This is a genomic window from Thalassospira profundimaris WP0211, assembly GCF_000300275.1.
Lineage (GTDB): Bacteria > Pseudomonadota > Alphaproteobacteria > Rhodospirillales > Thalassospiraceae > Thalassospira > Thalassospira profundimaris.
On the sequence record NZ_AMRN01000004.1, the window covers coordinates 76389 to 89556 of the forward strand.

General features: G+C 54.9%; 13 protein-coding genes. 3 read left to right on the forward strand and 10 right to left on the reverse strand.

Going from position 1 to position 13168, the window contains the following annotated elements:
• Positions 1–81: 81 nt before the first annotated feature.
• The 5 genes from TH2_RS09260 to kdgD form a co-directional block, all read right to left on the reverse strand.
• Positions 82–876 carry an NAD-dependent epimerase/dehydratase family protein gene (locus TH2_RS09260; RefSeq protein ID WP_008890157.1) on the reverse strand — a complete coding sequence of 265 codons (795 nt, stop codon included), beginning with the start codon at positions 874–876 and terminating at the stop codon, positions 82–84.
• A gap of 34 nt (positions 877–910) precedes the next feature.
• Positions 911–2200 carry a TRAP transporter large permease gene (locus TH2_RS09265; protein ID WP_008890158.1) on the reverse strand — a complete coding sequence of 430 codons (1290 nt, stop codon included), beginning with the start codon at positions 2198–2200 and terminating at the stop codon, positions 911–913.
• A gap of 1 nt (position 2201) precedes the next feature.
• Positions 2202–2747 (reverse strand): TRAP transporter small permease, encoded by a 546-nt coding sequence (locus TH2_RS09270; RefSeq protein ID WP_008890159.1) that lies wholly within the window; start codon positions 2745–2747, stop codon positions 2202–2204.
• A 96-nt stretch (positions 2748–2843) separates the two neighbouring features.
• Entirely contained in the window at positions 2844–3782 is a 939-nt protein-coding gene (locus TH2_RS09275; RefSeq protein WP_008890160.1) for a TRAP transporter substrate-binding protein, read from the reverse strand.
• A gap of 280 nt (positions 3783–4062) precedes the next feature.
• Positions 4063–4989: a 5-dehydro-4-deoxyglucarate dehydratase gene (gene kdgD / locus TH2_RS09280; protein WP_040823348.1), complete on the reverse strand. Its 927-nt coding sequence runs from the start codon at positions 4987–4989 to the stop codon at positions 4063–4065.
• Positions 4990–5264: 275 nt separating this feature from the next.
• Between kdgD and TH2_RS09285 the strand changes: the two genes are divergently transcribed.
• Entirely contained in the window at positions 5265–6029 is a 765-nt protein-coding gene (locus TH2_RS09285; RefSeq protein ID WP_008890162.1) for a 2-keto-4-pentenoate hydratase, read from the forward strand.
• A gap of 69 nt (positions 6030–6098) precedes the next feature.
• Here the strand turns inward: TH2_RS09285 and TH2_RS09290 are convergent, their stop codons facing one another.
• The 4 genes from TH2_RS09290 to TH2_RS09305 all read right to left on the reverse strand — a co-directional run bounded on the left by TH2_RS09290 (position 6099) and on the right by TH2_RS09305 (position 9561).
• Positions 6099–7013 (reverse strand): SMP-30/gluconolactonase/LRE family protein, encoded by a 915-nt coding sequence (locus tag TH2_RS09290; protein WP_008890163.1) that lies wholly within the window; start codon positions 7011–7013, stop codon positions 6099–6101.
• Positions 7014–7137: 124 nt separating this feature from the next.
• On the reverse strand, positions 7138–7854 hold the full coding sequence (locus TH2_RS09295) for a FadR/GntR family transcriptional regulator (protein ID WP_008890164.1): 717 nt from the start codon (positions 7852–7854) through the stop codon (positions 7138–7140).
• 141 nt (positions 7855–7995) lie between these two features.
• A complete protein-coding gene (locus TH2_RS09300) occupies positions 7996–8409 on the reverse strand; it encodes a RidA family protein (RefSeq protein ID WP_040823420.1) in 414 nt (137 codons plus the stop codon).
• A 162-nt stretch (positions 8410–8571) separates the two neighbouring features.
• Positions 8572–9561: an aldose 1-epimerase gene (locus TH2_RS09305; RefSeq protein ID WP_008890166.1), complete on the reverse strand. Its 990-nt coding sequence runs from the start codon at positions 9559–9561 to the stop codon at positions 8572–8574.
• A gap of 162 nt (positions 9562–9723) precedes the next feature.
• On the opposite strand from TH2_RS09305, the gene TH2_RS09310 reads away from it, so the two are divergent.
• Positions 9724–10455, forward strand: coding sequence for a FadR/GntR family transcriptional regulator (locus TH2_RS09310; RefSeq protein ID WP_008890167.1), 732 nt, complete (start codon positions 9724–9726; stop codon positions 10453–10455).
• A 6-nt stretch (positions 10456–10461) separates the two neighbouring features.
• Here the strand turns inward: TH2_RS09310 and TH2_RS09315 are convergent, their stop codons facing one another.
• Positions 10462–11223, reverse strand: coding sequence for an HAD family hydrolase (locus TH2_RS09315; protein ID WP_008890168.1), 762 nt, complete (start codon positions 11221–11223; stop codon positions 10462–10464).
• 215 nt (positions 11224–11438) lie between these two features.
• On the opposite strand from TH2_RS09315, the gene TH2_RS09320 reads away from it, so the two are divergent.
• Positions 11439–13037 carry an FGGY-family carbohydrate kinase gene (locus TH2_RS09320; protein WP_008890169.1) on the forward strand — a complete coding sequence of 533 codons (1599 nt, stop codon included), beginning with the start codon at positions 11439–11441 and terminating at the stop codon, positions 13035–13037.
• Positions 13038–13168 lie beyond the last annotated feature (131 nt).

Consider the following 13168-nt stretch of genomic DNA (forward strand, 5'->3'; position numbering starts at 1 on the left):
ACCTGTTGCAACAATGGCCCGAACGAAACTCGTTCGGGCCATTGATTTTAGGCAGATCTGAGATCGAATACCGACCTTGGATCAGTCTTCGAAATGGCCCTTGGCGGCAAAACCACCGCCCTGATAAATCACAGCCGGGTCTTTGCGATCTTCGGGTGGGAAAGCAGCCTCGATCTCGGCACGGAACTGTTCGGAGCTGTCTTGCGGTTTCCAGCCAAGGAAGTCCGCATGATCATTGCTCCACCATTTCGATGTGTTGTCCGAAACGCCATACATCACGAGATGGCCGGTCATCGGCGCGTTAAAGATCGCCTTCATCAACGAGATAAAATCACGCGGGCTCATCCAGGTGGACAACATCCGGCGATCCTTTGGCTTTTCAAAACAGGACCCGATGCGCACCGAGACGGTTTCAACATCGAACTTGTCGAAATAATAGCTCGCCATCGCCTCGCCGTAACATTTGGTCACGCCATAAAGGCTATCGGGGCGTTGTTCGGATGTGTCATCAAGCTTGGTCGTGCGTTTGTGAAAACCAATCGCATGGTTGGAGCTGGCAAACATGATGCGCTTAACGCCATTCTGACGCGCACCTTCATAAAGGTTATAGGTGCCCGCAAGATTGGCCTGGAGCAGGTCATCAAAGGCCGCTTCGATTGAAATGCCGCCAAGATGGATGATGCCATCGACATCCTTGGTCAGCTCAATGACGGCGGCACGATCCGACAGATCGCATTGCACGACTTCTTCGTTTGGGCCAGCCGGATCCATTGGGGAAATGTCAGACAGGCGAATGACATCGGCATAGCCCTTAAGCCCTTCGCGGCAGATCTTGCCAAGGTTTCCACCGGCACCGGTGATCAGCAAACGTTTCATAATTATCCTCTTTGGTATCATTCTTTGCCCGCGATTAACTGCCGCCAAACACAAGGTTCGGAAGCGTCAATGAAATCGCAGGAATATAGGTTGTCAGCAAAAGGGCCGTCAGGATCGCCAGATAAAACGGCCAGATTGTCTGAACGGCCTTTTCGATTTTTACCCCGCCAATCGCGCAGCCGACAAACAGGCACGATCCCACAGGCGGTGTACACAGGCCAAGGCCCAAATTCATCATCAAAACCATGCCGAACTGGATCGGGTCCATGCCGAACTGCATGGCAAGCGGCAGGAAGATCGGCGTACAAATCAGGATGAGCGCCGCCATATCCATGATCATGCCGGCAACCAGCAACATGACATTGATCAGCAACAACACCATAATCGGATTATCGGTAATGCCGGTGATCGCATCGGCCAGGGCATCAGGCACCTGATAGAACGCCAGCATATAACCATAGGCCGACGCACAACCGACCAGCAGCATCACAAGGGCCGTCGTCTTGGCCGATTGTTTGACCGCGGCGATAAAACCGGCCCAGCTCAGTTCACGATAGACCAACCCGGTAATGATCAGGGCATAGGCGACACCAATCGCCCCAGATTCGGTTACGGTGAACACACCGCTTAAGACTCCCCCGACAATAATGACCGCGGTAAAGAAGCCCGGAAGTGCGCGGACCGCCGTACGCCAAACCACTGCCCAACCCGGGAACGGTTCCGCCGGATAGCCGTGCTTGATCGCAACCAGCCAGGTCGCAAGCCCCAACAGCAGGCACATGATAATGCCCGGCACCACACCGGCCATAAACAGTTTGGAAATCGATATGCCGCCACCGGCCGCCACCGCATACAGGATCATGTTGTGGCTGGGCGGGATCATGATCCCGGCGATTGATGAGGTCACGGTGACATTGACCGCGTAATCCGCGCGATAACCTTCCTTTTTCATCACCGGGATCAGGATCGAGCCAAGGGCCGACGTATCGGCCACGGCTGAACCGGAAATGCCGCCAAACAGCATCGATGAAAACACATTCACAATGCCAAGGCCGCCGCGGCGACTGCCGACAAGGGCGGTCGCAAATTGCACAAGCCTCGTCGCAATCCCGCCGTGAAGCATCAGTTCACCGGCAAAAATAAAGAACGGAATGGCCAGCAGCGAAAAGGCCGAGATCCCCGATCCGATGCGCTGAAACGCAATCAGGGTCGGAAGGCCTTCGACAAAGAACGCGCCAAGGGCGGCAATGCCAAGTGCGATGGCAACGGGCATGCCAATCAGAATACCGATGGCAAACACGCCCAGAAGAATGGTCATGCCCATGTTATTTCACGTCCTCGTTCAGCAAATCATCATGGTAAATACGGGCCTGGGAAATGGTTTTCCACCGCGCCGCGATCTTGAGGATATGAACCACGCTGTAAAACATTATCCCCGCACCACACACCGCCATCGGCACGGACCGCAAGCCATCAGAAATATGAATGATCGGCATGGTCTTGGCCCAGTTAAACGCAACCAGATCCATTGCCCCGATCAGCATCCAATAGCCAAACCAGGCCGACGCGCCATACCCGATGGCCGCAACAATGGCGGCCATTTTCGGCGGCAATGCATCGCGGAAAAAGGAAACAGAAAGGTGGCTGTTGTCGCGGATGCCAGCGGCTGCGACCGGAAAGGTAATCAGCACAATCAGAATAAGCGAAACCTGTTCGACCCAGGTCGGTGTTTCATTGAGGACATAACGCCCGAACACCAGCCAGGCGAAACTCGGGATCAGCGCGACAAGGGCCAAACCACCAATCAGGTTCAGCACCCCGGCAATCCCACCGCCCAAGCGATCAATCACATTAACAAAACGAGAAAACATCTACGCGCTACCAGAAACAGATAAACGACGAATATACTAAGCGCAGCCAAAAAGAAGGGCGACGATATTATCGCCGCCCTTCAGATATTTAAGGCCTTATTTCTGCGCGTCCTGGATCGCCTTGACCAGATCGGCCAGATCCGGGTTGGCTTTCAGGAAGTTGTCATAGACCGGCTGCATGGCATCCTGGAAAGCCTGCTTGTCGGCGATCTCGTTGACTTCGATGCCGGCAGCAATCACTTTTTCCTTGGACTGCTCTGCACGATCGGCCCACGCGGCACGCTGTACGGTGACAGATGCTTCAGCTGCTTCGTGGACGATTTTCTTTTCCTCGTCCGACAGGCTGTCATAAAGCGCCTTGTTCATGCACAGGCATTCCGGAAGGATCAGGTGCTGGGTGACGGAATAGTATTTCGCCGCCTCAAAATGGCCGGAGCTGTCATAAGACGGGTAGTTGTTTTCCGCACCATCGATCACGCCGGTTTTCAGCGACTGATAGACCGAGCTATAGGCCATCGGGGTCGCGTTACCGCCAAGCGCATCAACCATCTGAACATAAAGATCGTTGCTCATGACGCGGAATTTCAAACCGTCAAGGTCAGCCGGGGTATTGATCGGACGCTTGGAGTTATAGAACGAACGCGCACCGGAATCATACCAACCGAGCGGCTGAAGGCCTGCTTCGATCAGGCCATCGGCGATCTGCTGACCAGCCGGGCCATCCATGACGTCATGCATGGCATCGACGCTTTTGAAAATGAAAGGCAGCGACACAACGTTGGCTTCGGGGGCGACTTCACCCAGCGGGCCGAGGTTGAAAACAGCCCAGTCCAGACCACCCAGACGGACCTGCTGGATCGCATCAGGCTGATCGCCCAGAACGCCACCGTGGTAAACCTTGGCTTCCAGATCGCCACCGGACTTTTCATTGATCAGCTTGGCGAATTCTTCCATGCCGGTCGAAACCGGGTATTCCGGCGGATGAATGTTCCAGCCGCGCCATTCCTTGGCCTGCGCACCGGATGCCAGCGCCACCGATACGGCAGCCGCTTTTGATAAACTTGTTCATTTCAGGTCCTCCCAGACAATCTGTTGTCTATTTCATTGAAGCATTTTGCCCTTTTGGGTCTTGTTATTATCATTTAATCCTACAATTCATCACTTGTAAACATAACTGTAAGATTTGTTAACAACTAAGTTGCGAACGGTATCAAATTCCCGATAACCGATTGCAGCTTTAGCGTCCCATTCTGCCTCCCCGGCAGGCGAACCCGCCGGGAAATAACAAGTCATAGGTTGCGTTGGCGACCCGCCATCAGGCAGCGCGAAGGGCCGCGTCGCCGTATGCCTTGCGGATCACATCGGCCAGCATGTCATGTTCCGCATCGGTCAAATCGGTCAGCGGACTGCGCACCGGGCCGGTATCGCGCCCGATCACGCGCATGCCCGCCTTGACGATGGAAACGGCGTAGCCCTTTCCACGATTGCGGATATCAAGGTACGGATAGAAAAATTCGGTCAGTGCGCGGCTCATTGCGGCGTCATCGTCACGGCCGAGCGCGTCATAGAAATCAAGCGCCTGTTGCGGCAGGAAGTTAAAGATCGCCGATGAATAGGTTGTCACACCGGCTGCCTTGTATGCCTTGGCAAAAACCTCGGCTGTCGGCATGCCGCCGATATAGGACAAGCGATCCCCGATCACGGTGCAAACCTTGGTGACCATTTCGATATTGCCATGACCATCCTTGAACCCGACCAGGTTCGGGCAGACATCACACAACTTGGCGAGTGTTTCGGCCGTAATGATCGAATTATCGCGGTTATAGACAATCACGCCGATATCGACCGCATCACACACCGCCTTGACGCGGGCAAACAGGCCTTCCTGTTCGGCACCGACCAGATATTGCGGCAACAGCAACAGACCATCTGCACCGGCCTCCTCGCAGGCCTTGGCAAGTTCAACCGCCATTGCCGTGCCATAACCGCACCCGGCGATGATCGGGGTATCACCCGCAACTTCCTTGGCCGCACGCACGGTTTCGACCACCTCGGTCGGGGTCAGGGAAAAGAATTCCCCGGTGCCACCAGCGGCAAACAGGGCGGTTGCCGGATATTGCGACAGCCAGCCGACATGCGTGCGATAGGTCGCAAGATCAAGCGCGCCTTCGGCATCAAAAGGCGTCACCGGAAAAGAAAGCAACCCGGCGCCAATCGCCTTTTTCATCTCTAGATAGTGCATCAAGCGTCCCTAATGTCTGAATACGTCAAATAACTATGACGATTCTATAAATTCATCATATTACTTTGTCAAACATAATACTCAGACTTTTTGAAATCGCCATAAACCGCAGAAAACATGGATTTCTTGGGCATTCCGACAATGTACGACTTTGGAATGAATCAGGAAGATCTGGTCGATTTCACCGAATCGCGGCAATTGGTATGATGACTTTGGCAACAAAGCCCGCTAGGCTCTGGCGACCAAATCAATTGCCACAAACAAGAAGACCGGGAATGACTGATATCACTGCCGCCAGCCGCATCCTTGCCGATGCCTTTACCACCCACACCCTGATTGATCCCCTGCCTGCTGACATTGCGCCCAAGAACTTTGAGGAGGCCTATGCCATTCAGGATGCCACCCTTGCCGAGGTCGGCATTGCGCAGGCGGGCTGGAAGCTTGCAGTTGCCACCCGTGCGGCACAGGAAAAGATCGGTGCGGATGGCCCGCTGGTGGGGCCGTTGCTGGATGGGCGTATTCTTGGCGATGGCGCGACGCTGACCACCAAGGACATCCATTTTCCCAATATCGAGGCCGAAATCGCGGTTGTCATGGACAGCACCCCTGCCCCGGATGCGACATCAAGCGATATCCTTGATCATATCAAAAGCATGCATCTGGCAATCGAGATTGCGGATCGCCGCTATCATGAAAAGCAGGACCCGATCCAGACACTGGCAGACCTTAATTCGACCAGTCACTTCATCCTGGGTGCTGAAATTGACGGTTGGCGCGATCTTGGTTTCATCGGCGGCAAAGTCACCACCAAAAGTGACGGTGAAGTCCTTGCCAGCAATGATGATCCGGATGCCTGGCCGGAGATTTTTGGCGGGCTGGAATATCTGGTCGGTTTCCTTGCCAAGCGCGGTAAAAGCCTTAAGGCAGGTGACGTCATCACCACCGGCGCCTGCGCGCTTCCGACCATTACCCCGCATGGCAAGATCGAGGCGATCTTTGAGGGGCTTGGCACCGTCACGGCTGAAATCAAAAAGGTCTGATCAAACCGACCCCAAAGAAAAAGGCCATGCAGATTTCCCTGCATGGCCTTTTTGGTTTTAGCAGTCCTCTTAGCGGGGGTACGCGCGGCGCTCGCTATTTTCGCGGAACTTGGTCACCGGCACACCGGGCACTTCAACGCGCAGCTTGACCAGCTTCCCGGCATGGGGGAACTCAGCACGCTTTTCCGGGCTATAGCCTTCCTGATGGCTGGTGACATAAAGCGTTTTCATGTCCGGCCCGCCAAAGCACGGCATGGTCGGATTGGGCATTGGCATCGGGATTGATTTCAAAAGCGTCCCATCCGGGGCAAAGCGGTTAAGATTGCCTGCCGACACACCCGCCGACCAATAGCATCCTTCGGCATCCACAGCGCCGCCATCCGGACGGCCAAGCCGATCATCGAGATCAAGATAACGTGTGCAGTTGGAAATATTGCCGGTGGCAACATCAAAATCCCAGCGATTGACCCACGGCCCGCGTGAGTCCGAATGATACATTTTCGCCCCGTCACCAGACCAGGCAATACCGTTGGAAATCTTGAATCCTGTTGCCTTTTCCTCGATCTTGCCATCAGCCGTAATACGATAGAGCGAGGCAACTGGCATCTTTTCAGGATTGTCATCCATGGTGCCGACCCAGAACGCGCCATCCGGGCCGATCTTGCCATCGTTGGTGCGGCTGTTGATCCCGTCTTCAATTCGACAAAGCGGCGCACGCGCATCGGTTTTTGGATCAAGGAAAAGAATATCCTTACGCAGCGCCACGATAATGCGGCCCTGATCGGTCAGCCCGAAACAGCCAAGCTCGCTGTCAAAGGTCCATGTCTTGCGAAGGCCCGTGGCAACATCAAGCGCATGCAGTTTGCAATTAAGGATGTCTGTCCAGTAAAGCCGATTGTTGGCCGCATCCCAATTGGGGCATTCCGCCAAAGTGAAAGTCTCATCACTGAGAATTTCCGGCTGATACATTACACCACCGGTCATCGCACACTCCCAAATTCATATGATTAATTTTTGTTGTGTCTGGTTTGCCAGTCGGGGGCCCTGTTCGTCAATAGGATTTGTGCCCGCCCCTGCCCATTAAGGGCACGTCGGGCGGCACATCTATTTACTTGTCGCGGGCGTGGTCGGTGACGCGTTGACGGGCCTGATGCAGGTGATAGCGCATCATCAGTTCGGCACTATTGCCATCATGGCCAAGGATCGCATCATAGATCTGACGGTGTTCGGAAAGCACCTTTTGCGCACGTTCGGCCGAGCCCCCGCGCGTGATATTAAGCGCCACACGCATGGATTTCGACATCACTTCATGCAGGGAGTTAAGGATGGTCACGAAAATCTCGTTACCGCTGGCACGGGCAATCGCCATGTGAAAAGCCAGATCAGCCTTATCGGCAATATCACCGGCCGATACCCCGTCTTCGAGCAGTTTAAGCGCATTTTCAATTTCGCGATGATGGCGGGGGCTGGCGCGTTCGGCGGCCATGCGGGCCGTTGTGCCCTCAATCGCGGAACGTGCTTCAAAGCAACGCAGAAGCCCCGCGACATCACTGACACCGCCAAACTCGATCAGGCCTTGCGGCGGGCGTTTTTTGACAAACGACCCGACCCCTTGGCGGGCATAGACCAGTCCATCGGATTGCAGTTTGCGCAAAGCTTCGCGCACAACCGGGCGCGACACGCCAAAGGACGCACAGATTTCATTTTCCGAGGGCAGCTTGGCACCTTCGGCAAGGTTGCCTGAGATGATCTGTTCAAGGATCTGACCATAAAGCTGATCGGCAAGCTTTTCGCGCTTCTGAACCCTTAAAAGCAATTCCGACATCCGTCCCCCGGACTTGTTATCTTGTAAAGCTTACTTGTAAGTTTTTATCGACAAATAACAAGGCGGTAAAGCCCCCGGATTTCAGCAATGCAAGGGCTAACCCCAATGACGAGACCGTCATTGTCTCGCGACGAAGGTATGTTAGTCGCGTAAAGCCGCGACGGCCTGGATTTCGACCTTCAGCTCCGGACGGCTCAAACCGGATATTCCGATAATCGACCAGGCTGGATACGGACTTTTGATGAAGTGCTTTTTGACGTCAAGAAAGTGGGGAAGCGTGTTTTCGATATCGACATGGTAACTCGTGACATCAACGAGATCCCCCAGATTCAAGCCCGCAATTCTGAGCAATTCTTCAACACGTTTGAATGCCCATGTCGTTTGGTCGGCAATGCTTTCAGGTGCGGTTCCATCCGGACGCGTGCCAACTTGCCCAGATATGTACAAAAATCCCTTGGATTTGACAGCAGGGCAAAAGCCGTACTTTTCAAAGGCAGCGCGATAACCATCAAACATTTCATTTCCAGCGGGAATCTCTAGAACTTCTGAAGTCATGCATTCTTCTTTCATTAGAATGTTGGAGTCGAGTTTAGCAATTTCATGCCAGTTTCGGGTGCCAAACCGGTCGGCAATGCACCGACCTTTACGACACACCAAAGCACGCCGTGTCATTGATCTCAAATCAACAGACTTGCACGAAATGTGGATGCAGTACGGCTAGTCGACGAGTGAATAGTCGCGATTGCCCGGTTTGGCGAAAACCTCATCCTCGTCGACCAAGCCGTTATCGGGTGTCTCAAGCAAGGTCGGGATCAGCGTCATGGTCCCGGTCAGCGTCTGGTTGTTATCAAGCACGACAAGATCGCCGAGTTCCTTGAATTCCGGACGGTTGTGAACGTTCGGCACGTGGGAGACCGGCTCGACACAGAATGTCTTGCCGTCTTCGGGGATATAGAATTGCACGTTTGACAGGCTGTCGCTTGCCAGCATCTTCACACTGTAACCGGCATCCTGCCAGACCATGTCGGCTTCAAGGTGCCAACCGGCATAATGGGCATCAAGCGCCAGGTTGTGGCGGATCATGCGACCATCGGAAAAATCGCGCCCCAGATCAATCACCGTGCGCGCGGTCGGCAGCATATCCTCGTCCGTGGCAAAACTGTCAGAGGCAATAAAGGCGACCGAAACATCTTCGCCGCCCGGGAACCAGGGGTGCAGACCAATACCATAGGGCATCGGTGTTCTGCCAAGATGGCGCACGCCGATCTCGATGGTCACATCCCCCTCGGTGACCTTGATTTCCTGCCAGGCGACGTAGACAAAGCCGCTTTGCGGGTCGTCATGTTTGTGATTGAAGCGCAGCGTATCAACAGTCGGGCGTTCGATCTGCCACTCGGAAGATCGGCCAAAGCCGTGGATGGCATGCGGGCTGGGTGGGCGATTGGCCGGGACCTTGACGATGCGGCCATCAAACTCGAACTCGGCAAAGGCCAGTCGGTTGGCAAACGGCACCATCGGGAAACAGCCCAAATTTGACGGATTGCCCGATGCAATCGCCTCCGGGGTGACCGGACGCAACAAATTGATAACACCCTTGCCATCCGGGCGGATCCAGTCAATCCGCGATATCGCCCCACCGTCTGGGACAATCCCGATCTGAAAAGGACCACTGTTCCAACGGTATTCAGGTTCGCCTTTTTTGGCCATTCCTGTGTGCCTCAAATCCAACCAAAATCATATGATGACTTTACAGAACCACTATCGTTCGATTAATTGAAGATGGTAACTGTAATGGCGCAAACAAAGATTAACGCCAACCTGCCATTTTTATATCCGGTTGTTTTACACCGGAATTATCGGATACGCAAAATGAACAAGCCACGTGTGTCAGCCGCCCCGCGCAAAGTATCGCTGACCGAAAAAGTCATTGCCAGCCTGCGCCAAGAGATCGAAAGCGGGCAACGCGAACCCGGAAGCAAATTGCCGACCGAACCGGTTCTGACCGAACAGTTTGGCGTCAGCCGCACCGTGATCCGCGAAGCAATTGCCGCCCTTAAGGCCGACGGGTTGCTGGAGCCGCGTCAGGGGGCCGGAGTGTTTGTTCTGTCACCGCAAACGCGGGCCAATGATAAATCGATCTTTGCGGTTGATTACGCGCAAGTGTCCGACGTTCTGGAAATTCTTGAACTGCGCATGGCGGTCGAGATCGAGGCGGCCGGGCTTGCCTGCATCCGAAGCTCTGTCGCGCAACAAACCAAGATTTACGAGGCGATGGCCAAGATGGAACGCGCGCTTGAAAAGGGCGAGCCAACCGAACAGGCCGATTTCGAATTTCACAGCGCGATTGCATCCGCCACCAACAATCGCCGCTTTGCCGAGTTCCTTGAACATCTGGGCGATAAAACCATCCCGCGTGCGCAATTGCGTCGCCGCCCGCCCGAGGCCGAAGACCAGAAGGCCTATATGCAAATGATCACCGGTGAGCATCGCCGGATTTATGATGCTATTGCCGCGCGCGACGAAGATACCGCCCGCCAGGCGATGCGCGATCACCTCAGCCAAAGCCAGACCCGCTATCAGAAACTTCTGACCCAACGGTAGGCGGCACTAAACCGCAATCGCCTGGGCCAACATCGCCATATCGGAAATAACAATATCGGCGCCTGCTTCATAAAGTCGTTGGCTGGCCCCTTCGCGGTCATCGGCATAATGCCCGCCGCCGACAAAACCGATGCATTTCATGCCAGCGGCCCGTGCCGCCGTCACCCCGGCAACAGAATCCTCGATCACGATGACATCACCCGGGGCATATCCCATCGCGTCGGCCGCATGCAGGAAAAGATCCGGGGCCGGTTTGCCATTTTCAACGAAATCCGCACTATAAACACGCCCTTCAAACCATGGGCCAAGGCCCGTGACCTGCATGGTTTTTTCAAGCCGTTCGACAGAACTGCTTGATGAAATGCAAAAGGCAATATCGCGTGCCTGAAGGACGGTCAGGACGGTTTCGATCCCGTCAATCTTGGTCAGGTCGCGGTCATAGCGGTCAAACAGCATTTTATAGTAATACGGTTTAAATTCCGCACTGACATCGCGGCCCGTTTGGGTTTTGATATATTCAATCGGTGCGGAACTTGATCGTCCGGTAAATCGGTCAGATACGTCGCGCAGACTGAGCGGCGCGTTAAAATGGTCCAGCACATCGACAAGGGTTGCCAACGAGATCGGCTCGCTATTGACCAGAACGCCGTCACAGTCAAACAGGACAACACGACAGGCATCAAACAGACCTTGGATCTCTGATGCTGACGTTACGATACCGGCCCCGACATCATCGGTCGGGCCTTGGACATTGTTTCCTCGGGCCATGTTGAACCTGGCTTGTGTGATTTATGTTATCGCTACAGCGTAGCTAAGAGATAAGTTCAGCGTCAACAAAAATGAACATTTGACCAATTAATGAACTTTTGATCAACTCAGGCAAAATTGAGCCCAAAACAGACGAAACAACAGCCCAAACAAAAGATCACCCGGCATCGGAGAAACTCCGAAAAGCCAGGGGATATGCGGAGGAGTACCCGATCATGAGTCCCACTTACCCCTGTTTTGTCGGTGTCGATGTCGGCACCGGAAGTGCGCGCGCCGGCGTGTTTGACGCCAATGGCAAATTGCTTGGCAGTGCCGCGCATGCGATTGCGATGAACCGGCCAAAGCCCGATTTCGTCGAACAGGATTCCGAAAATATCTGGCAGTCGGTCTGTCAGTCGGTACGTGATGCCATGGCCAAATCCGGGGTCCCCGCGCAAAAAGTCGCCGCCATCGGGTTTGATGCGACATGCTCACTGGTGATCCGCGATCAGGATAACCGACCACTGGGCGTCACCCCCGACGGGGCGGATAACTGGGACGTAATCGTCTGGATGGACCACCGGGCCGTGCGCGAGGCCGAGGAATGCACCGCCACCGGCGCCAAGGTGCTGGATTATATCGGCGGCACCATGTCGCCCGAAATGGAAATCCCCAAACTGATGTGGCTGAAACGCCATCACAATGCCGCCTGGCAGAAAATGGGCGCGGCGTATGATCTGGCCGATTTCCTGTCCTTCCGCGCGACCGGCAGCAACGCCCGGTCCTGCTGCACGGTGACGTGTAAATGGACCTACCTTGCCCATCAGGATGAACCATGGGATCGCGATTTCCTGAGCGCGATCGACATGGAAGACCTGAATGACAAGATCAACATGCATGACAGTGCGCTTGCAGTTGGGGAACTGATCGGATCCCTTTCCGAACAGGGGGCAGCTGATCTTGGCCTGACCACAGATTGTGTGGTGGGTGCGGGGCTGATTGATGCCCATGCCGGGGCGCTGGGCACACTTGGTGAATATCTGGACGGCAACCTTGATCAGCATTTTGCCATGATCGCGGGCACATCGACCTGTCACATGGCGCTGTCAAAGGAACCGCGCTTTATCAAAGGCGTCTGGGGTCCCTATTTCGGGGCGATTGCCCCGAACCTTTGGCTCAATGAAGGCGGGCAATCGGCGACCGGTGCGTTGCTGGATCACATCGTTGCCATGCATCCGTTTTCACATGCCATGGGCCGGGATGCCCACAAGCTTGCCGGGGAAAAACTGATGCCAATGATGGCAGAAAAGACCGACCTGGCGCCGCGCCTGCATGTCCTGCCTGATTTCCATGGCAACCGATCACCACTGGCCGATCCGGAGGCGCTTGGCGTGATTTCCGGTCTGACACTGGATCAGAGCGAGGAAAGCTTCCTGAAATTGTATTGGGCGACCGCCTGCGCGATTGCCTATGGCACGCGCCATATCATCGATGCGATGAATGATACCGGTTACGACATCACACACATTCACCTGAGCGGCGGGCACACCGCCAGCAAGGTACTGGTGAAACTCTATGCCGATGTCACCGGATGCACGGTCGTGATGTCTGATTGCGAGGAACCGGTTCTTCTGGGATCGGCGATGTTAGCCGCCGGTGCCCTTGATGCCGTTGATGCCAAAGGCGGCCTTGCCCAGGCCGCACGCCAGATGGCAGGCAAGGAAACCGCCCACGCGCCCGATCCATCGGCGAAAGCGGATCATGACCGCAGATACGCGATTTTCCATCAGATGCACGCCCATCGGCAGTCCCTTGATGCCATGAGCAAATCCTGATTTTGCCCGCCCAAAAGTGTGATATCTGCGCCGTTCGTGCGGGTTTGACGCGGCGCACCCTATCCAAAAGGCGCTTGACCTTATTGGGGGTTGCGGTCAAAACAAAAGGGCCGATGCAAACGCATCGGCCC